This is a genomic window from Corynebacterium fournieri (genome assembly GCF_030408775.1).
Taxonomy (GTDB): domain Bacteria; phylum Actinomycetota; class Actinomycetes; order Mycobacteriales; family Mycobacteriaceae; genus Corynebacterium; species Corynebacterium fournieri.
Map to the genome: position 1 here is coordinate 1,513,766 of NZ_CP047210.1, position 19,318 is coordinate 1,533,083.

General features: G+C 66.6%; 17 protein-coding genes. 6 read left to right on the top strand and 11 right to left on the bottom strand.

The window, feature by feature from the left end:
- Positions 1–114 precede the first annotated feature (114 nt).
- The 9 genes from CFOUR_RS07330 to CFOUR_RS07370 are packed head-to-tail and all read right to left on the bottom strand — an operon-like array spanning position 115 to position 9,449.
- A complete protein-coding gene (locus tag CFOUR_RS07330; protein WP_085958517.1) occupies positions 115–2,520 on the bottom strand; it encodes an excinuclease ABC subunit UvrA in 2,406 nt (801 codons plus the stop codon).
- A gap of 18 nt (positions 2,521–2,538) precedes the next feature.
- Positions 2,539–3,963 carry a pyruvate kinase gene (pyk, locus tag CFOUR_RS07335; RefSeq protein ID WP_085958218.1) on the bottom strand — a complete coding sequence of 475 codons (1,425 nt, stop codon included), beginning with the start codon at positions 3,961–3,963 and terminating at the stop codon, positions 2,539–2,541.
- Complete coding sequence (lgt, locus tag CFOUR_RS07340) at positions 3,956–4,906, bottom strand: prolipoprotein diacylglyceryl transferase (protein ID WP_085958518.1); 951 nt, start codon at positions 4,904–4,906, stop codon at positions 3,956–3,958. Before lgt ends, pyk begins: the two co-directional genes overlap by 8 nt.
- A gap of 26 nt (positions 4,907–4,932) precedes the next feature.
- A complete protein-coding gene (locus CFOUR_RS07345) occupies positions 4,933–5,751 on the bottom strand; it encodes an indole-3-glycerol phosphate synthase TrpC (protein WP_085958219.1) in 819 nt (272 codons plus the stop codon).
- Positions 5,752–5,808: 57 nt separating this feature from the next.
- On the bottom strand, positions 5,809–6,501 hold the full coding sequence (locus tag CFOUR_RS07350) for a TIGR02234 family membrane protein (protein WP_085958220.1): 693 nt from the start codon (positions 6,499–6,501) through the stop codon (positions 5,809–5,811).
- Positions 6,498–7,307 (bottom strand): inositol monophosphatase family protein, encoded by an 810-nt coding sequence (locus CFOUR_RS07355; RefSeq protein WP_085958221.1) that lies wholly within the window; start codon positions 7,305–7,307, stop codon positions 6,498–6,500. Before CFOUR_RS07355 ends, CFOUR_RS07350 begins: the two co-directional genes overlap by 4 nt.
- A gap of 2 nt (positions 7,308–7,309) precedes the next feature.
- Positions 7,310–7,942 carry a type 1 glutamine amidotransferase family protein gene (locus tag CFOUR_RS07360; RefSeq protein WP_290179069.1) on the bottom strand — a complete coding sequence of 211 codons (633 nt, stop codon included), beginning with the start codon at positions 7,940–7,942 and terminating at the stop codon, positions 7,310–7,312.
- Positions 7,943–7,969: 27 nt separating this feature from the next.
- A complete protein-coding gene (locus CFOUR_RS07365) occupies positions 7,970–9,268 on the bottom strand; it encodes an MFS transporter (protein ID WP_290179070.1) in 1,299 nt (432 codons plus the stop codon).
- Position 9,269: 1 nt separating this feature from the next.
- Positions 9,270–9,449 (bottom strand): hypothetical protein, encoded by a 180-nt coding sequence (locus CFOUR_RS07370; RefSeq protein ID WP_290179071.1) that lies wholly within the window; start codon positions 9,447–9,449, stop codon positions 9,270–9,272.
- A gap of 101 nt (positions 9,450–9,550) precedes the next feature.
- Between CFOUR_RS07370 and CFOUR_RS07375 the strand changes: the two genes are divergently transcribed.
- Positions 9,551–10,597, top strand: a complete 1,047-nt coding sequence (locus CFOUR_RS07375) for a YbjN domain-containing protein (protein ID WP_085958223.1) — start codon at positions 9,551–9,553, stop codon at positions 10,595–10,597.
- 9 nt (positions 10,598–10,606) lie between these two features.
- Here the strand turns inward: CFOUR_RS07375 and CFOUR_RS07380 are convergent, their stop codons facing one another.
- Together CFOUR_RS07380 and CFOUR_RS07385 are read right to left on the bottom strand one after the other, a co-directional pair.
- A complete protein-coding gene (locus CFOUR_RS07380) occupies positions 10,607–11,152 on the bottom strand; it encodes a hypothetical protein (RefSeq protein ID WP_290179072.1) in 546 nt (181 codons plus the stop codon).
- Positions 11,143–11,862, bottom strand: coding sequence for a hypothetical protein (locus tag CFOUR_RS07385; protein WP_085958226.1), 720 nt, complete (start codon positions 11,860–11,862; stop codon positions 11,143–11,145). Before CFOUR_RS07385 ends, CFOUR_RS07380 begins: the two co-directional genes overlap by 10 nt.
- 293 nt (positions 11,863–12,155) lie before the next feature.
- Between CFOUR_RS07385 and CFOUR_RS07390 the strand changes: the two genes are divergently transcribed.
- From CFOUR_RS07390 to treY, 5 genes are read left to right on the top strand one after another with little or no spacing between them, the layout of a single operon-like run.
- Positions 12,156–12,704 carry a TetR family transcriptional regulator gene (locus CFOUR_RS07390; protein WP_085958227.1) on the top strand — a complete coding sequence of 183 codons (549 nt, stop codon included), beginning with the start codon at positions 12,156–12,158 and terminating at the stop codon, positions 12,702–12,704.
- A gap of 22 nt (positions 12,705–12,726) precedes the next feature.
- Positions 12,727–14,895, top strand: coding sequence for a glycogen debranching protein GlgX (glgX, locus tag CFOUR_RS07395; RefSeq protein WP_085958228.1), 2,169 nt, complete (start codon positions 12,727–12,729; stop codon positions 14,893–14,895).
- Positions 14,895–16,289, top strand: coding sequence for an exonuclease domain-containing protein (locus CFOUR_RS07400; protein ID WP_290179073.1), 1,395 nt, complete (start codon positions 14,895–14,897; stop codon positions 16,287–16,289). Before glgX ends, CFOUR_RS07400 begins: the two co-directional genes overlap by 1 nt.
- 47 nt (positions 16,290–16,336) lie before the next feature.
- Positions 16,337–16,924 carry a hypothetical protein gene (locus CFOUR_RS07405; RefSeq protein WP_290179074.1) on the top strand — a complete coding sequence of 196 codons (588 nt, stop codon included), beginning with the start codon at positions 16,337–16,339 and terminating at the stop codon, positions 16,922–16,924.
- A gap of 10 nt (positions 16,925–16,934) precedes the next feature.
- Positions 16,935–19,304 (top strand): malto-oligosyltrehalose synthase, encoded by a 2,370-nt coding sequence (treY, locus tag CFOUR_RS07410; protein WP_085958230.1) that lies wholly within the window; start codon positions 16,935–16,937, stop codon positions 19,302–19,304.
- The last annotated feature ends 14 nt before the right edge of the window (positions 19,305–19,318 follow it).

The following is a 19,318-nucleotide window of genomic DNA, read 5'->3' on the forward strand; positions in this document are numbered from 1 at the left end:
AGCCCGCCAGACTATGCCACTGCATAGTGATTCGCACTCGGGAAAAACTATGCCACTGCATAGAGAATCAAGCCCTCCCGACTATGCCGCTGCATAGTCCCCACCAACACCGATCTAGGCTGACCGCTCCGCCAACACCTTCCCGGTCGCGGTATCGCGCTCAGCCAACTCGGCCGGAGTGCCTGCAGCGACCACTTCCCCGCCGTCGGCGCCGGCGCCTGGGCCCATCTCAATCACGCGGTCCGCTTGCGCGATGACAGAAAGGTCGTGCTCGACCACGATCACGGTTTGGCTCGCATCGACCAAACTGTTGAGTTCCTGCACCAGCAGCGCAATATCGGCCGGGTGCAGGCCGGTGGTCGGCTCGTCCAGCAGGTACACGGTGTGGCCCCGGCGCGAATTGCGGGAACGCTGAAGCTCCGTGGCCAGCTTGATGCGCTGCGCCTCGCCGCCGGACAATTCCGGCGCGCCCTGGCCCAGCCGCAGGTAGCCCAGCCCAACGGCTTGCAGGGTTTCCACGGCGCGCAGGATCTTCGGTTCGTCGGCGAACACGTCCGCGGCTTCGTCGACAGTCAGCTCGAGCACTTCCGCGATGGTCAGCCCCTCCCAGGTCACCTCGAGGGTCTCGTCGTTGTAGCGCGCACCGCCGCAGTCCGGACAGGTGGTGTACGAGCCGGGCAGAAACACCAGCTCAACCTCGATCTTGCCGGCGCCGCCGCAGGTGGGGCACTGGCCTTGCTTCACGTTGTAGGAAAAGCGCGACACGGTCCATTTGCGGTGCTTCGCCTCGTCGGTGCCGGCGAACAGTTTGCGCACGCCGTCGAAAAGCCCAGTGTACGTCGCCAGCGTCGAGCGTGGCGTGCGCCCGATGGGCTTTTGGGTGATCTGCACGACGCGGCTGACAGCATCAAAGCCTTCTTGCTTATCGACGACCCACTCGCCGTCTTGCCCTACCTCATCGTCCTCATCGACGACGGTGGACGCCGCCTCGCGCAGCACCCCGGCGAGCACGGTGCTCACCAGCGTGGATTTGCCGGAGCCGGACACGCCCGCCACGGCGGTGAACTGGCCACGGCCGAAGTCCACATCGAGGCCGTCGATGGAGCGCGCGTGCACGCCGGAAAGCGACAGTTGGCCGGTGGCGGACCGCGGGTCGTCGTTGAGCGAAAGTGCCCGGTTCGCCAACGCCTTCGCGGTGGGCGCGTCACCGGTGTACTCGCTGGTGGGACCGGCATAGACCACCTCGCCGCCGCGTTCGCCGGCGAGCGGGCCGACGTCCACCAAGTAGTCGGTCTGGGCGACCAGCTCCATGTCGTGCTCGACTAAGAGCACCGAGTTGCCGGCATCGATGAAGCGGCGGCAGATATCCAGCACCGCGCCGCGCTCGGCGGGGTGCAGGCCAGCAGACGGCTCGTCCAGGACGTACGCCACGCCGAACAAGCCCGAGCGCAGCTGGGCGGAGAGCCGGATGCGCTGCAGCTCACCGGCGGACAGCGTCGGCGCGGGGCGGTCCAGGCTCAAGTGCGCCAGGCCCAAATCGAGCGCGGACTGCAGCGCGGGCAGGATCTGCCTGAGCAGCAGATCCTCGGCGGAGCCTTCTTGCGGATCCTGCGCGGAGAGCACCTCGTAGACCTGGTCCAGCGGCAGGGCGCCGAGCTCGTCGATAGGTATGCCTGCGTAGGTGACCTTGAGCGCCTCCGGATTGAGGCGGCGGCCGCGGCAGGTCTCGCACACGCGCGATTCCATGTAGGACAGCACGCGTTTGCGCAGCGTGTCAGAGTTGGTCTCCGCGAGCGTGTTGGTCAAGTACGACGCCACGGAGCGCCACGTGCCCTTGTAGTTGCGCTGGATCTGATCCTCGCCGCGAAGCGGCTTGACGGTGACCACGGGGCGCTCGTCGGTGAACAGAATCCACTCGCGGTCTTTCTGAGGCAGGTCCTGCCAGGGCGAATCCAGGTCGTAGCCCAGGGTGGCCAGGATGTCGTGGAAGTTCTTGCCCGCCCAGGCGCCGGGCCAGGCCTTAATGGCGCCGTCCTCGATGGACAGCGTCGGATCCGGCACCATCGATTCCTCGGTCGGCTCGTGCACCACACCCGTGCCCTGGCACGTCGGGCACATGCCCTCCGGTGTATTCGGAGAAAACGAGTCGGAGTACAGCCCCTTCGGGTTGTCGCCGGAGCGCGAGTACAACAGGCGGATGCTGTTGGACAGTGCGGAGACGGTACCCACCGTCGAGCGCGCACCGCCGCCGGAGGTGGACTGCTGCAGCGCAACAGTGGGCGGCAGGCCCTCCACCGAGCCGACCTGCGGGTCCACCGCGGAGCCGATGAGACGGCGCGCGAACGGCGCCACCGATTCCAGGTAGCGCCGTTGGCCTTCGCCATGGATGGTGCCGAATGCCAGCGAGGACTTCCCCGAGCCCGACACCCCGGTTACCGCGACGAGCGTGCCACGCGGAATGTCCACGTCCACGTTGCGGAGATTGTGTAGGTGGGCATCGCGAACTTCAATTCCAGGCATGCCCACCAGAGTAACTGCTTAGCCCTTTTGCGTGTCCTCGCCGAGCTGGTGCACGTGAATGGTGTTCGTCGTGCCGGAGACCCCGGGCGGGGTGCCAGCGACCACGACCATCGTGTCGCCTTCGTTGTACTGCTCCATGGCGAGTAGCTGGCTGTCGACCACCTTGATCATGTCGTCGGTGCTGTGCACCTGCTCGCACAGGAACGTCTCCGCACCCCACGTCATGGCCAGCTGTGAGCGCACCTGCTGCACCGGCGTAAACACCAAAAGCGGCAGGTCCGGGTGCAGGCGCGCCACCCGACGGGCGGTGTCGCCGGAGGTGGTGAAGGTGACAATCGCGCGGGCGTTGAGACGGTCTGCGATGTCGTTGGCGGAGTACGACACGACGCCACGCTTCGTGCGCGGGATGTGGTTCAGCGGTGGGACCGTGCCCATGGTCTCTGCGGAGCGCACGATGCGGCTCATGGTGCGCACGACATTGTGCGGGTCCACGCCCACGGACGTCTCGCCGGAGAGCATCACCGCGTCCGCGCCGTCGAGCACCGCGTTGGCCACGTCGGAAGCCTCGGCGCGGGTCGGGCGAGAGTTCTCGATCATGGAGTCGAGCATCTGCGTCGCCACAATCACCGGCTTCGCGTTCTCGCGAGCAATCTGGATCACGCGCTTTTGCACCGCGGGTACCTGCTCGAGCGGGATCTCCACGCCCAGGTCGCCACGGGCGACCATGACAGCGTCGAAGGCGAGGATGATGGACTCAAGCGCGTCCACAGCCTCGGGCTTTTCAAGCTTTGCGACGACCGGTACACGCCTGCCAACCTCGTCCATGATCTCGTGGACCAGCTCCACATCCGCCGGGGAGCGCACAAACGACAAGGCGATGATGTCCACGCCGAGCTGCAGCGCGAAGCGCAGATCTTCCTTGTCCTTTTCACTCAGAGCTGGCACGGAGATGTCCATGCCCGGCAGGGAAACACCCTTGTTATTGGATACCGGGCCGCCCTCGGTGACGCGGCAGACCACGTCGTTGCCGTCGATGTCGGTGCACACGAGGCCGACCTTGCCGTCGTCGACAAGCAGGCGGTCGCCCGGCTTCGCGTCCTGGGCGAGCTGCTTGTAGGTGGTGGACACGCGGTCGTGCGTGCCCTCGACGTCGTCGACGGTGATGCGGACAGTCTCACCGGTCTCCCAGTACGTCTTGCCGTCGCCTTCGAAGCGGCCGAGGCGGATCTTTGGGCCCTGCAGGTCCGCCAGGATGCCCACGGCGTGGCCAGTCTCGTCGGTGGCCTCGCGCACCCAGCGGTAGTTCTGCTCATGATCCGGGTAGTCGCCGTGCGAGAAGTTCAAACGCGCGACATCCATCCCGTCGCGCACCAGCCCTAAAATCGCATCCTTGCTGGCCACCGCCGGACCGAGGGTGCAGACGATCTTCGTCCTTCTATCCACGTGTACCAACCTCGCCTTCGTAGGTTTCTTGCGTGTCGTTCAACGCCACACCGTACTCTCGATTTTGCGGGTCTGCCGGGGGCTGCTCGTTGAACACCGGGTCCACCTCCTGCGGGGTTTCCCTGCCTTTGCGCAGCAGCAGGAACACCACCACCGCTGTGAGGAACAAAATCGCCGTGACCCACGTGTTCACGCGCAGGCCGAGGATCAGGTTCGCCTCGTCGCGGCGCATGAGCTCGATGAAGAAGCGGCCCAGCGAATAGCCGGCCACATAGAGCCAGAACACGCGCCCATGCCCGAGGCGGAAGCGGCGGTCGGCCCAGATGAGCACGAAAAACACCGCCACGTTCCACAACAACTCGTACAAGAACGTCGGGTGCACGCTGGCGATGACCTCGCCGGTGGAACGCCCCGTCAGCGGCGCGTACTGCCCTGCCTCGTTGACGCGGTAATAGATGTCCAGCGCCCACGGCACGGTGGTCTCCGCGCCGTAGAGCTCCTGGTTGAAGTAGTTGCCCAAGCGACCGATGCCTTGGGCCAGAATCACGGACGGCGCCACCGCGTCTGCCAGCGGCGCAATCGGCAGCCCCTTGCGCCGCATCATCACCCACACCGCGAGTGCGCCAAGCGCCACTGCCCCGATGATGCCGAGACCGCCCGCCGTGATGTTGAACGCTTGCCAGGGGTTTTTCCCCTCACCGAAGTACTTCTGGTGGTCCGTGATCACGTGGTAGAGCCGCCCACCGATGATGCCGGCGGGAATGATCACAATTGCGGCGTCCCACACCGTCTCCGGGTTGCCGCCGCGCGCTTTGTAGCGGCGCAGCGATATCGCTATCGCGACGATGATGCCGGTGATGATGCACAGAGCGTAGGCGCGAATCGGGATGGGACCGATATGCCACACGCCCTGCGGCGGCGAGGGGATGTTGGCCAAATTCAGCGTTTGCACGCCACTTAGTGTGCCACCTACCGCCGAGACGGGCACGCAGGATGCTGTCCCGCCGTGGCCAGCGAGCGTGTCGCCGAAAGCACATCTCCCGCCGCCATCACCGCTTCCGCGGCGAGCACCGCGTCGGCGCCGCACGAAGCGGCGTTGATCAGATCGCGCGGGGTGGACACGCCGCCCAAGCTGATCTTGATTACCTCGCTAGGCAGCCCCGGGGCAATCTCTGCGAACGCGTTGCGGTTCAAGTCGTTGGTGTCGAAGCTCCAGGAGTTCACCGCCACCACAGTCACCCCGGCACGCAACGCGCGGTCCGCCTCTTCCGGGCTGCGCACTTCCGCCACAGCGGCCATGCCGAGGGACTCGGCCCGGTCCAGCAGCGCCTCAAAACGAGCCTGGTCCAAAATGCCCACCTGCAGCGGGATCGCGTCCGCGCCGTAGCAGCGGGCCTCGTGGATCTGGTACGGGTCCACAATCACGTCGCGGCACACCATGGGCAGCTCCACCGCTTCCCTAGCCTCGGCCATGTCCGCGAGGGAGCCGTCGAAACGCAGCCGCTCCGTCTGGCACGCAATCAGGTGCGCTCCGCCAGCCTCGATGTCCTGCGCCAGCGTGGTCACGGGCGCGTAGCCTGCGCCGGTGGGGCCGAAGACTGGGGAGTTTCGCTTAATCTCCACGATCACGCTGCAGCCGTGACGCAAAAGCGCCGCCCGAGCGTCTCGGGTCGGCGCCATATCGCGCGAACGCGCTTTGATCTCTTTGAAGGAAACGGCGGCCTCACGCTTCGCAACGTCGCTGAGCACACCAGCGACAACGTCGTCGAGTGTGCCCGGTGCCGGCATGGCTACCTCCAAGTCGAAAGGGGCCCTGGCCTATCCCAGATAAGGCTAGCCGGTGGCCTATCTGGAGCGGAAATCCGGTCCACCCTCGCCGCCGCGCGGATCCGTCGGGTCGATATCGGCGCTGATCGCGTCCCACAGCACCCGGCCGGACTGGGGGTCTTCCTCCAAATCCTCGCGCACCTTCTCCCGGCGCACCGCTTCTTTTTCGTATTTGTTCTGCCTCGGCGAATCGGTGCCCGGGCGAGAAATCAGCACCACGCCGCCGATCACACCGAGCAGCGCCGCCAGCAGCGTCAGTGCGGGCCCGAGCGGCTGCACGGCGGTGGAGGTGATTTCCGCCCACTCCGCAATCGCCGGGGTGGAATTCGCCTGCTGGGCCTGATCCGCACCGGCAGTGAGCAACGCGTGGACGCGCTCCGGGTCCGCGCCCGAGACGAACAGCTGGACCGCGGGGAGAGCCAATCCGACGGACGCCGCGGCGCAGATGGCGCCGACGACGCGGCGGCCAAAGCGTCGCAAAGCAAACGCTGCGACCATGCCAGCGATGAGCAACACCGCCACCGCGGTGGTCTCCGTGGACCAATCCGTGCCGTTGACAGTGGCGGACCCGCCGCCGGAGATGTCGTCGAGGTAGTCGGCGCGCACCCAGTCCATCCGGGAGGCGGCCCAGGTCAGCGCCCCAGCGACACCCAGCGTCGCGGCGCCTGCACGCGCCGCTTTCTTGTCGGGGGTTGCGCTCGCTGTAGTCATCGCTGCTCCTTCTTGCTCGCGTCCTTGTGCACTGCGCCAAAAGCACCCATCACCGCGGCGTGCGCCTTGGCGGTGCCAACCACGGCCCCGGTTGATCCGGGGTGCCACTCGGTGCCGTCTCCGGCGGTTGCCACGGCGCCGGCGCTGCGCGCAAGCAGGATGCCGGCGGCGTTGTCCCACACGTTCGGCGAAAAACTCACCGCGGCCTGGTAGATCCCCTGCGCCACGAAGGCGAGGTCGATGCCCACCGAGCCGCTGATGCGGGGCCGCAGGTGCGCCCGGGCCAACTCCCCGACCAGCTGCAGGCGCCGGTGCGACGGCATGTCGTCGGTGCCACGGGAAAATAGCGAACCGATCCCCACGTGCGGCGCCGTATCAGAGACTCGGATGGGCGGCAGCGCACGGCCGTTGAGGTGCACCGGCTCGCCGTCGGTTGCCGTGAGCCTCATGCCCAAAAGCGGCGCGTCCACCACCGCCACCACCGGTTGGCCCTCCACCAGCAAGGACACCAAAATGGCGCAGTTCGGGTTCCCCGTGGAGTAGTTCGACGTGCCGTCGATGGGGTCGACCACCCAACACGCGTGCTCATCCAGTGCGCCTCCCTGCTCTTCGCCGTACACACCGATGCCGGTATCCCGGGTGAGATGTGTGCGCAGGAGTTTTTCCACCGCGATGTCGGCGGCGGTGGCGAAGTCACCGGAGGTTTTGTGCAATGCCGGGGCGGCGCCGAGTTCGTTGACGAAGATCTCGCGGGCAGCGTCAACTGCCGCCTCCGCGGCGTGCAGGCTCCCCGTCACATCGTTCATCGCTACTGCCCCAGGCGCGCAATCCAGTTGCTAAGCACTGCCGCGCCGGCGTCGCCGGATGCTTCGGGGTGGAACCGCACGGCGCACAGCGGGCCGTTTTCTACAGCCGCCAGCACACCCTCGGCCCAGCTCAGCGTCGGGTACGCGATGAACTCGTCTTCGGTGAGTTCGAAGTTGCGTGCGCCGGTGGCAGCATCGAAGACGAACTCGTGCGAGCCGGACAGCAGTCGCGAGCCTTCCGCCGCCTGAACCGTTGCGCGCTCAACGGGAGCTGCGAGCTTTGCGACGTCCCCCGGCCACTCCCCGAACCCGGCCTTCCCGTCCGCACCGCGCTCGAACAGCGCATCCATCGCCGCACCGACCGCGAGCACGGGGCGCGATCCCGCCAGGCGCTGGCCGACAATGCGCCCCGTCTGCGCCGCGTGCAGCGCGCGCAACGCCTCCGCCGCGTCGCCGTCCGCCGCGAGCACGAGCCCGTCGGCCGCGACAGCTTCAGCGGGATCGTCGGTAATTACCGCGTTCGCCCCCTGCGCACGCAAAGCGGCGCGCACCTTCTCAACGGCCTGGTTTGCGCCCGCAAAAGGGTCGAACACGGCCACTGCGGGGGCTGCCAGGCTGGCGGTCTTCTCGCTCATGGGTGCGTAGTTTAGCCGTCGCCGGACCTACTGGCGCTTGCGCGGGTAGCGCCGCGGCGCCTGCACTGCCTTGAGTCGGGCGGAGAGGTTGTTGACCTCCACCACGCGGTGCCGGCCCAGCTGCCGATCCAGCAAAGTGATGGCCAGACCAATGGTGATCACGCCGGACGCGATGCCGAACACCGGCGCGAACGCCATCTGGGCCACCAACATGCCGTAGAAGGTCGAACCTAAACCTGTGCCGCCGTCGAAGCCGATGTTCCAGATCGCAGATGCCTCGGACGTCTTATGGCGAGGCAGACGGTAGAACAGCAGCGTCAGCGCCTCGTTTTGCACGCCGCCGAATCCAGCGCCGTAAAACAGCGCGGCAATGAGCATGGTCCAAGCGGGCAGCTCCATGGCCAAGATCATGGCCATCAGCGCAACACCCACGGCGGCGAGGATCTGGAACGGAATGATCACAGAGCCCGGGTACCCGCGACGGTCCATAATCCGGCCGGCCACGTAGCGCGACACCATGGCGGCAAAGTTGAGCACCGCGAGCATCACGCCCGCAAGCGTGGCACCGGAGACCGGATCGAGCTCTCGCATGGACACCGGCAGGAAGTTGGTGATTGCGCCGTACGCGGTGGTAACGAACATCAATGCGAGCGCTGGCACGAGCGCCAGGTGCCACATAGGAACGCGCACGCTCTGCTGCGATTCCGCGTCCGGGTCCGCCGGCGGAATCGGGGGGATAGCCATGCACGCCACCAACGAGATTGCGCCGATGGATGTGGCGATGACGTAGACCCAGTTGTAGCCGATGACTTCCACCAGGGCGAGGCCGGACGGCAGCGCCACCATCTGCGCCAGGCCCACCACCATGCCGAAGATGCCCGTGGCGCTGCCTAACAGGCGCAACGGCACCAGCTCGGCGATGATGGCGGCCTCTGCAACGGACAACGCGCCGAAGCCGATGCCGCGGATCGCGCTGACGGTCAGCAGCGGCACCGCATCCATCCCGATCATGTAGCCCAGCGCCGGAATGCCCAACAGCAGCGACGCGATGGCGAGGACCCAGCCGAAGCCGAACGTCTTGAGCGCCTTCGGGGTGAACATCTGGGTGATCACGGTGGCGAACATGAACACGCCGGTGGAAAGTCCCGCGAGGGAGGCGGGCTGGCCGGCGTCGATCACGGCGGTGGGCACCACCGGCAGCAGCAGCGCCCACGCGGCGAAGGCGGACGCCACGGCCACGAGCACGGGGATCAGACCTCGCGCGCGCCACACGTTTGTCAGCGACTCAACTTCCCCGCGGGTCAGCGGCGGGTTGGACCATGCCATCTCAGATCACCTCCACAAGCGTGAGAGCTGCGAAGAGCACGGCCATGACAGCCAAAAGCGCCAGCACCGCAGTCACGGCACGCGGCGCGCCACGCTGATATGTGGACCACACTCCGCCGACGAGAAGCCCAGCAATAATGCTGAGCACGACCACCAGTACCGGGTTCCCGACAGCGGACACCGCGATGACCTCCTTCGCAACCGACTCGATTCCGCGAACATTGTAGACGCTGCGGGGGATTCCACCGGCGCCAGCTCGAAGCCGGGCGTTATGCTCGCTGTATGGGAAAGCACGCAGCACCGGCCGGCGAGCAACGCCCGGCAGAGGTCAACCTCGACCACGTGGCCGCGGTGCTGGAAGGACTCGGGTTCGACCCTCTGGTGCGCCCGGACCGTCTCGTTGTCGGCGCGCACGCGTTCACCGTGGCGCTGTGGGTGGATTACGCGCGCCCGATGTCGCTGGTGATGGATACCGCGGAGCGCATCCCCACCGCCTTCGAGCACTCCACGGATCTCGCCCGCTTCATCAACGCGTGGAACCACGACCGGGTCGGCCCTTGGGCGTCGTACCGCCTGTTGGAATCGGGTGATCTGCAGGCGCGGATGCGCCGTGGCATCCACATCAAGCACGGGCTTAGCGACGACCAGTTGGCCGCCGAATTGGTCGATTCCTTCGAGCACGCGGCGGCGTTCTACCAGCGGCTGCGCGAACGTTTTTTGGACGCGGCCCTGGACCAGCCGCTGCCACCGCAGCTCATGCGGGTCCAGGACACGAATGTGCTGTTGGGCCGCCATCCGTCGTTGCGCCACCTGCCCCGCGGGGGCCGGCAGGAGGTGACGACGGTGCCCGAGCTCTACGCGGAAGCAAACGGCCCAGCAGGGGCTGTGGCGCCGGTGGACTTGCACGAACTTTCGGCCGCCTTAGAGTTGCTCGACTTCCGCTACGGCCTGAGCGAGGACGGCGTGATCGCCACCGGGGTCAACGGTGTTGCGTTCGCGTTGTCCATCGACGGTGAGCCCGGCCCCCAGTACGCCCGGGTGACGGGGATGTGGGACACAGGCCGCGACGCGCTCGCAGCCTTCCTCCCGTTGTGGCTGGTGTGCAACGACGTCAACGAGCGCACCAGCGCAACCACGGTGTATTTGCACGAGTTCGACGGCGTTGTGCATGTGCACGCGGAGTCCACCATGCTTGTGGCGGAGGGCGCGGCGCAGGCGCAGGTCAGCGAGTTTGTTGTGTCCGCGATGGCGGCGTGTCTGGCGGCGATCGACCACGTCAGCCAGCAGGCGGCGGGCCAGTCCGTGGTGGATTGGCCGGGCCGACACTAGCTCGACTTACTAATCTGCGTTTTCCGTGGTGTACGCCAGCAGGTTGACTACCCAATACAACAGCACCGACGCGAACGGTGCCGCCGCCCAGGCCGCCCCCGGGCGCACGGGCGGGACCATGGTCACGGCGTCGCCCTGCGCGATGGTGTCCAAATCCGGCACCGGGTGCAGCACGGCCACGAACCAGTCGCCGAAAATGTAGAGGGCGAGTGCGGAGACCGCGCTGACCACACCAGCCCATAGCAGCCAGGCCACGGAACCGCGGACCCTGCCGCGGCGGGCGGAGTTGAGCGCTACCGCAGCTACCACGACCCCAGCCAGTGTGGAGAGCAGAGCGAATGTGCCGAAGCCGGTGAACTCGACGTTGGCGGGGCTGAGCGATTGATCGAGCTTGACTCCGCCTTCTGCGATTTCGCCCACGTAGGCGGGGCGCAACAGCGCCCACGTGCCGCCACCGGCGATCCCCAAAACGCAACCGAGCGCCAGGAGCCCTGCTCCGGCGCTCAGTGCGGATGTCTTCTTCAGCTGCACTGTGCTAGTTGCAGCTAGTTGCACAGCTTCCAGCGTCCGTCTTCCTTCTGGAAGATCATGGTCTGGGTGTCCTCGCCCTGGTCGCTCTTTGCGGTCAGGCTGCCGGAGGCGCGGTCGCCCTCGACGCGCACGTCGGTCAGGCTCACTTCGGTCTGGGGCAGGTCGATGCCCTGGCCCTGCTCCTCAGCAAGACGGCTCGCCTCTTCCACCTGCTCCAGGGTCATGCCCTGGCGCTCCAGCTCTGCGAGCATCGGCTCAGTGACGGCCTTGCAGGAGTTTTCCAAAATGGTCGGGGTCCAGTCCGCGAAGGAGCCCGGGTTGAGCACGTTGCGGGCGACGTCCTCCATCTGCTTGCGGTCTTCCTCGCTGCCTTCCTCACCGCCAGCCAGCGGCTGGTTGGTGTTTTCCGGCATACCGTTTTCAAACGGGTTGACCAGTGTCGGCGGCTGCTCGCCGTCCGCACCCTGAGCGTTGTCGGACTGCTTGTTGTCCTTGTTCGCGTCCTTGTTGTCCTTCTTGGCTTCCTTGTCCGCGCTCTTCTTCGTCGTCTCGGTGACGGTGGACTTGTCGGAGCTCTCCTCGGAGGATGCGTCTGCTGCAGTCTCGGAGTTAGCAGCGGATGCGGAAGACGGGGCCTCGGCAGCGGTGGACAGGCCGCCGGAGGTGCCTTCGTCTTCGGACCCGCAGGCGGCGAGCGGGAGTACGAGGGCGAGCGCCGTCGCCGTTACTGCCATGCTCTTTTTCGATTGCAACTTCACGGTATACCTGTACCTCTCGTTGTCGGACCCGGCCGTACTTTCGGCGCGGGCTGGCACCAGCGACTGTGTTTGCGATATGCGTTTGCGATATGCCGAAATGCAGTCGTGGTGTAGACCTGTCGGAAATAGTACCAACTACTCACTGACGCTCCCGTAGGACATCTATACAAGCATTCTGGATGGTTTCTGTGAGCTTTCGTAGAGGCATTTTCCGCGCGGAGGCATCTGTACCCGCGCTGCGTTCGCAGAGAGTTGGATATGTTTGAGGAATGCAACTAACCCGCGAGCGCATCACCGAGGCCGCGTTGGCCATCCTCGGTGATTACGGTCTCGCGGACGTGTCCATGCGCCGCGTGGCCAACTCGTTGGGGGTCGCACCCGGCGCGTTGTACTGGCACATCGCTAACAAGCAGGAGCTCATCGGCTTCATGGCGGAGGCCATCGTGCAGCCGCTTGTCGACGGCGCGGTGCCCGACCCCGCACGCCTCAGCAGCGAGCTGCGCGAGGCGCTGTTGTCGGTGCGCGACGGCGCCGAGGTGGTTGTCGCCGCCGTGAGCCAGCCCGATTCGCTCGTGCGGCAGTCCTTGGAAACGCGGTTTTCCGCCTCGGTGAGGGCCGTTTTGGCTGATGCAGACGAGCAGGAGAATGTGCGCGTCGCAGCCCGAGGGCTGCTGCACCTCACGCTCGGCGACGCCGCCGTCCAACAGTCCGCCGCGCAACTTGCGCAGGCCACTGGAGCCGCACCCCGCACCGACGGTTCCGCCGAACACGCAGCGGCAGTGGGGTTCTTGCTCGACGGGCTGAAGCGAAGCGTCTGAGGGCGCACTAAGCTGTGGCCCCATGAGTGAGACCATCGTCTGGCCCGGTTCCGCATACCCGCTCGGCTCCACCTTCGACGGCGCAGGCACAAACTTCGCGCTGTTTTCCAGCGTCGCGGAAAAAGTGGAACTGTGCCTGATCGACGACGAGGGTGCAGAGACCCGCATTCCGCTCGAAGAGGTGGACAACCACGTCTGGCACGCATACCTGCCGGGAGTGAGCCCGGGCCAGCGCTACGGTTACCGCGTCCACGGGCCGTGGGACCCGGCCGCCGGCAAACGTTGCGACCCGAACAAGTTGCTCGTGGACCCGTACGCGCGCGCCTTCGACGGCGAGTTCGACCAGCACTCCTCCCTGTTCTCCTACGACGTGCACGCAGAGGAGCCGGGCACGGGCCGCAACGAAGAAGACTCGCTGGGCCACACCATGCTGTCGGTGGTGATCAACCCGTTTTTTGATTGGGGAGACGACCGCGCGCCGAAGATCCCGGAGGAAGAATCCGTCATCTACGAGTGCCACGTCAAAGGCATGACCCAGACCCACCCGGGCATTCCGGAGCAGCTGCGCGGCACGTACGCCGGCATGGCTCACCCGGTGATGGTGGACTACCTCACCGACTTAGGCGTGACCGCCATCGAACTGCTGCCGGTGCATCAGTTCCTCCAGGACGACCGCCTGCGCGACCTGGGCCTGCGCAACTACTGGGGCTACAACACGTTCGGCTTTTTCGCCCCGGAGAACAACTACGCCTCCTCCACCGCTCCGGGCGATGCGGTGGCGGAGTTCAAGCAGATGGTGCGCGCCTACCACGAAGCGGGCATCGAGATCATCTTGGACGTGGTATACAACCACACCGCAGAGGGCAACCACATGGGCCCCACCATCGCGTTTCGCGGCATTGACAACGAGGCCTACTACCGCCTGGTGGACGAGGACAAGTTCCACTACATGGACTACACCGGCACCGGTAACTCCTTTAATGTGCGCTACCCGCACTCGCTGCAGCTGATCATGGATTCGTTGCGCTACTGGGTCACGGACATGCACGTCGATGGCTTCCGCTTCGACTTGGCGTCCACCCTCGCCCGCGAGTTTTCGGATGTGGACCGCCTCGCCACCTTCTTCGACCTTGTGCAGCAAGACCCCGTGGTCAGCCAGGTCAAGCTCATCGCCGAACCGTGGGACGTCGGCGAAGGCGGATACCAGGTGGGCAACTTCCCCGCGCTGTGGAGCGAGTGGAACGGAAAGTACCGCGACACCATGCGCGACTTCTGGCGCGGCGAGGATTCCACCTTGGGCGAGTTCGCCTCGCGCCTGACCGGGTCGTCGGATTTGTACCAGCACAACGGCCGCCGCCCCACCGCCTCAATCAACTTCATCACTGCTCACGACGGCTTCACCCTCAACGACCTGGTCAGCTACAACGACAAGCACAACGAGGCCAACGGCGAGGACAACCGCGACGGCGAGGGCCACAACCGATCCTGGAACTGCGGTGTGGAAGGCGAAACGGACGACGCGGAGGTGCTCGAGCTGCGCGCGCGCCAGCGCCGCAACTTCCTCACCACCCTTCTGCTGTCCCAGGGCACCCCGATGCTCGCCCACGGCGACGAGATCGCCCGCACGCAGGGCGGCAACAACAACGTCTACTGCCAGGACAACGAAATTTCCTGGATGGACTGGTCGCTGCTGGAAACGTCCGCGGACCTGCTCGACTTCACCCGCCGCCTCATCGAGCTGCGCCGCGAGCACCCGGTGTTCCGCCGCCGCCGATTCCTCGCCGGAGGCGCCCTCGGCGACGAGGAGCACGGCCGCGAGATCGCCTGGCTGACTCCGGGGTGCACGTTGATGTCGCAGGACGATTGGAACGCCCCATTCGGTCGCGCCTTGATGGTCTTCCTCGACGGCGAAGCCATCGCCGAGCCGGACGCACGCGGCCAGCGCGTGGTGGACGATTCCTTCTTGCTCATGTTCAACGCCCATTTCGAGGACATCGACTTCACGGTCCCGGACGCGGCGTTCGGCGACGAGTGGGAAGTTTTGGTCGACACCACCGCCGCACTCGGCGTGCGCGAGGACCAAGAGCCGGTGCAGCCGGGCACGTCCGTTACCGTCGGCCAGCGCTCAACTGTGGTGCTGCGCCGCACTCAACCACCAGCAGGCGAAGGAAATTCGGAGGCCGATAAGTAATGATCACCGCGCACGGCGCGACCCTGACTGTGACCAATGAGGAGCTGACCCTCACGCCTACTTCTCTGGCTGCTTCACTGCGCGGCGATAGCGCCAGCCGCTCGGTCGCCATCGCCGACATCGCCGGCACCACGCCCACCCCGGGCGACGCGTGGACCGGCTCGCGCGTGGACATCGACGCCGGTGCCGAGGCACTCACGGTGTTGTTTGTTCCTGGCGACGACCAGGGTCCTGCGCAGCTGCTGCAGCTTCTCGACGACGCAAAGCGCGGCGACGCCCCGGCCACCTCCGCCGTGGCTGGCGCAGCGGGCATTCCGGGTTTTTCCTTCGTCGGCTTCGACGTGGAGACCGCTAACCGCCGCTGGGGTTCCATCTGCCAGATCGGTTTGGTCAAAATCATCGACGGCGAAGAGGTCGACCGCGTGTCTTGGCTGTGCAAGCCGCCGGCCTCGCTCGCCCAGTTCGAAGAGGGCAACGTGGCCATCCACGGCATTACCGAGCAGGACGTCGCCGACGCCCCGGACGTGCAGGACTGCATCGCCGACATGGTGACATTCGTCGGCGACTTGCCGCTGGTGGCCCACAACGCCCAGTTCGACGCCTCCGCGCTGCGCGACGCCTGCCTGGCCTGCGGCATCGATACGCCAAAGATGCTCTTCGCCTGCACCCTGGCCCAGGCCCGCGCGACCAAGCTGGACGTGGCCAATCACCGCCTGCCCACCCTGGCGGAGCACTTCGGCACCTCCTTGGACAACCACCACGACGCCTGCGAGGACGCAGCTGCCTGCGCCGGCGTGATGGTGGGCCTGGCGCGGCAGGCTGGCCACACCGGCAGCCTGATGAGCTTCGTGCACGACTCCGGGTTCACTCTCGGCTCCATCGATGAGACGCGCGTGACCCCGGTGCTGCGCGACCGCTCCGGCGCGGGCCGCGCGATGCAGGCGCAAAACGCCGCCCAGGGCGGTGTCGCCGCCGCCGTCGGGGCCACCGCAGCGCCGCGTGGATCCAATCAGGCTGGCCCGGCGAAGCAGACGTCGCAAAGCAAAAGCTCCAAGCCCGCCCCCTGGCAGTCCGTGGCGACGCCGGACACGGTGCCGGAGCCGAACCCGGACGCAGACCCGAACGCGCCACTTTACGGCGAGCATGTCACGCTCACCGGCGAATTCGAGCCCCACGACAAGGGCGAGCTGTGGGCCAAGATTGCGCAGCAAGGCGCGCAGGTGGGCAAAAACGTGACCAAGAAGACCACCTTGCTGGTGGTGGGCGAATGGGCCACGGTGACCTCGAAGGAAAAGCGGGCCCGCGAGCTGCAGGACAAGGGCCAAGACATTCAGATCTGGCAGGCGGCAAAGCTCTTCGAAGCGCTCGGTTTGGACGAGCAACCGCCGTTTTAAAAAAGTTTCGCACCCGACGGAACCGGAGCGGCTGGGCCAACGTCTAAATGGCCATGCAGCTCCTTGATTCAACGCCAGTTTCCCTCGGTGGGGTGGCCCTGCGCCTGGCGCGGGTGGACAGCGCGGAAACGCGCGCGTGCATCGCCGCCGGGTTCGCCTCCTCCACCGCATTTATCAGCCTTTCGCCGGGGCTGGTGTGCGTCTTCGACTCGCCCACCGCTTCCGGCTTGACCCACCAGGAGATCGGGGCGGCGGGCTTAAGCGCCCACCAGCTGTGGAACGCCGCGGCGGACCAGCTCGCAGGCCGCGCCCAACGCCCTGAGGGCGCGGAATTTCTGGTGCGCTGCCCCAGCGCCGCACTTGACTGTGCGGAACTGCCGCGGGGCTTCGAGGTGGACGGCCACGGCGTGCCGGCCGCGTGGTGGCTTGCCCACCCGCAGCCGTTTACCCTGCTTCAGCGCCACCTCGAGGCCGTGTTGAAACCAGAACACGGCCTGGTGTATGCCACCCGGGACGCCCGCGAGCTGTTCGTGTTCGACGCTGAGCCCGCCGAGGTGGCTCGCTGTTTGCCCGGCGCGGACGTGATGGCCTACTCGGTGGGCTTTCCCCTGCTGTGCCACGCGAAAGACCACTAGGGTGTGAGGCGTGAAGCGCCCCATCACCTCCACTTACCGCCTCCAGTTGCGCGGGCCTCGCGCCGACGAGCAGGGCCGCACGTTCGGCTTTGCCGAGGCCGCGGAGCTTGTGCCCTACCTCGCAGACCTTGGAGTATCGCACCTCTACCTCTCCCCGATCTTCGCCGCCGCGCCCGAGTCCAACCACAACTACGACGTGATCGACCCGACCGTGGTCAACCCAGAACTCGGCGGCATCGACGGGCTGCGGTTGTTGGCCCGCACCGCGCACGACGCCGGGCTGGGATTGGTGGTGGACATCGTACCCAACCACCTCGGCGTGGAGGTGCCCAGGCGAAACCGGTGGTGGTGGGACGTACTCACCCACGGCCAATCCTCCGAGTACGCGCGCTTTTTCGACATCGACTGGGCAGCCGACAACGGCGCCGACGGCAAGCTTGGGCTGCCGGTGCTCGGCGCGCCCGGTGACACGGACGCGCTGCATCTTGAGCACATCGACGGCGAGGACGTACTCACCTACTACGACCACGTCTTTCCGCTGTGCCCCGGCACATACACCGACCTCAACGATGACCCGGCGGCCGTCCACGAGCGCCAGCACTACCGTCTGATGTACTGGCGCGACGGCATCATCTCCTACCGGCGGTTCTTTTCCATCAACGGGCTCGCCGGCGTGCGCCAAGAGGACGAGGACGTCTTCGACGCCACGCATGTAAAGCTGGGTGAGCTCGTGCGCGAGGGGCTTATCGACGGCGTCCGCGTCGACCACCCCGACGGCCTGACCGACCCCTTCGGCTACCTCACCCGACTGCGCGAGCTGGTCGGGCACGACACGTGGTTGATTGTGGAGAAGATCCTGGCGGTGGACGAGCCGTTGGATCCGCGGTTGGGCATCGACGGCACCACCGGCTACGACGCGCTGCGCGAGTTCGACGGGATCTTCGTGCGCCCGGACAGCGCCGAGGCCTTGGGCGAGACTGCCCGCCATTACTCCGGCTCCACCTGGGACGCGCGGGCCGTGGAGGAATCCGAGTGGGCGCTGAAAGCCCGGGTGGCCGAAGAGGAGCTCGCCGCTGAGGTGCGCAGGCTGGTGCGCGCGGTGCGGCGCGACACCCTCACCACTGCAGCGCGCCAGGTCAGCGACGCGCAGGTGAGCGAGGTGCTGGTGGAGCTGATCTCCCGAATGCCCGTCTACCGCGCCGACTATCGCAGTCTGTCCCGGGTGGGCGCCACCGTCGTGGCGCAGCTGGCGCAAGCAACGTCGCAGCCGGCCGCGCTCGACATCGTTGCAGCCGCCTTGGCCGCCCACGGCGAGGCGGCTCAGCGCTTCGCCCAGGTCTGCGGCGCCGTGATGGCGAAAGGTGTGGAGGACACGTTGTTCTACCGCGCCTGCCGGCTGGTGGCGCTGCAGGAAGTCGGCGGCGCGCCCGGCCGCTTCGGTGTGAGTCCTGCCGAGTTTCACCTGCTGCAGGACGAGCGGGCCCGACTGTGGCCGCGCAGCATGACTGCCCTGACCACACACGACACCAAACGCAGCGAGGACACCCGCGCGCGGATGCTGTGCATCGCGGAGGTGCCCGGCGAGTTCGCTCAGCTGGTCCGCGATGTGTTCGCGCTTGCCTCCCCGCCGGATCACGCCACCGGCTACTTCCTCATCCAAAACCTCCTCGGCGCGTGGCCGCGTAACGGCGAGGTCACCTCCGAGTTCGTGGACAGGATGAAGGCGTACGCGGTGAAGGCGGCGCGCGAGGCGGACGTGCTAACCAGCTGGTACGACAACGACCTGGACTACGAGGCCCAGCTCACCGAGTGGATCGGCCAGATCACCCACGGGCCGGCCGCCCGCATGCTGGCCGACTTTGCCTTGACGCTGGACCGGGCCGGCGTGGTGGTGTCGCTGGGCCGCAAGCTGCTTCAGTTGGTCGGCCCCGGCGTCCCGGACACGTACCAAGGCACCGAGTTTCTCGACTTTTCCCTGGTGGATCCTGATAACCGCAGGTTCGTGGACTACACGGCGCGATTGCGGGGTGAGGGCGCACCGGAGGACGTCGATAAGCAACGCATTGTGCGAGAAGCACTGACCCTACGGCGCGAACGGCCTGAGCTCTTCCTCGAGGGCGGCTACGAAGCGGTCTTCGCCGAAGGCGCAGCGAGCAGGCACGTGGTGGCCATGGCGCGTGTGCGCGAGCGCGCACCGCAGGTCATCGCCCTTGCTACCCGCGAGCCGCTGACCCTGGAACGCTCCGGCGGTTGGCGCGACACCACCGTCACCCTGCCGGAGGGGATCTGGACAGATCGGTTAACCGGCCGCGAGTTCTCGGGAACCGTGGCGGTGGCGCGCCTGTGCGCCGACCTGCCCGCTGTGCTGTTGACCATGTAAGCTAACCGGCCGTT

Excerpts from the sequence above, each read along its gene's own strand:
- glgX (WP_085958228.1), top strand. The coding sequence starts at position 12,727 with ATGAGTGAGACCATCGTCTGGCCCGGTTCCGCATACCCGCTCGGCTCC.
- CFOUR_RS07405 (WP_290179074.1), top strand. The coding sequence starts at position 16,337 with ATGGCCATGCAGCTCCTTGATTCAACGCCAGTTTCCCTCGGTGGGGTG.
- CFOUR_RS07400 (WP_290179073.1), top strand. The coding sequence starts at position 14,895 with ATGATCACCGCGCACGGCGCGACCCTGACTGTGACCAATGAGGAGCTG.
- CFOUR_RS07385 (WP_085958226.1), bottom strand. The coding sequence starts at position 11,862 with ATGGCAGTAACGGCGACGGCGCTCGCCCTCGTACTCCCGCTCGCCGCC.
- CFOUR_RS07355 (WP_085958221.1), bottom strand. The coding sequence starts at position 7,307 with ATGAACGATGTGACGGGGAGCCTGCACGCCGCGGAGGCGGCAGTTGAC.
- CFOUR_RS07390 (WP_085958227.1), top strand. The coding sequence starts at position 12,156 with ATGCAACTAACCCGCGAGCGCATCACCGAGGCCGCGTTGGCCATCCTC.
- CFOUR_RS07350 (WP_085958220.1), bottom strand. The coding sequence starts at position 6,501 with ATGACTACAGCGAGCGCAACCCCCGACAAGAAAGCGGCGCGTGCAGGC.
- CFOUR_RS07360 (WP_290179069.1), bottom strand. The coding sequence starts at position 7,942 with ATGAGCGAGAAGACCGCCAGCCTGGCAGCCCCCGCAGTGGCCGTGTTC.
- CFOUR_RS07330 (WP_085958517.1), bottom strand. The coding sequence starts at position 2,520 with ATGCCTGGAATTGAAGTTCGCGATGCCCACCTACACAATCTCCGCAAC.
- CFOUR_RS07345 (WP_085958219.1), bottom strand. The coding sequence starts at position 5,751 with ATGCCGGCACCGGGCACACTCGACGACGTTGTCGCTGGTGTGCTCAGC.
- CFOUR_RS07365 (WP_290179070.1), bottom strand. The coding sequence starts at position 9,268 with ATGGCATGGTCCAACCCGCCGCTGACCCGCGGGGAAGTTGAGTCGCTG.
- CFOUR_RS07375 (WP_085958223.1), top strand. The coding sequence starts at position 9,551 with ATGGGAAAGCACGCAGCACCGGCCGGCGAGCAACGCCCGGCAGAGGTC.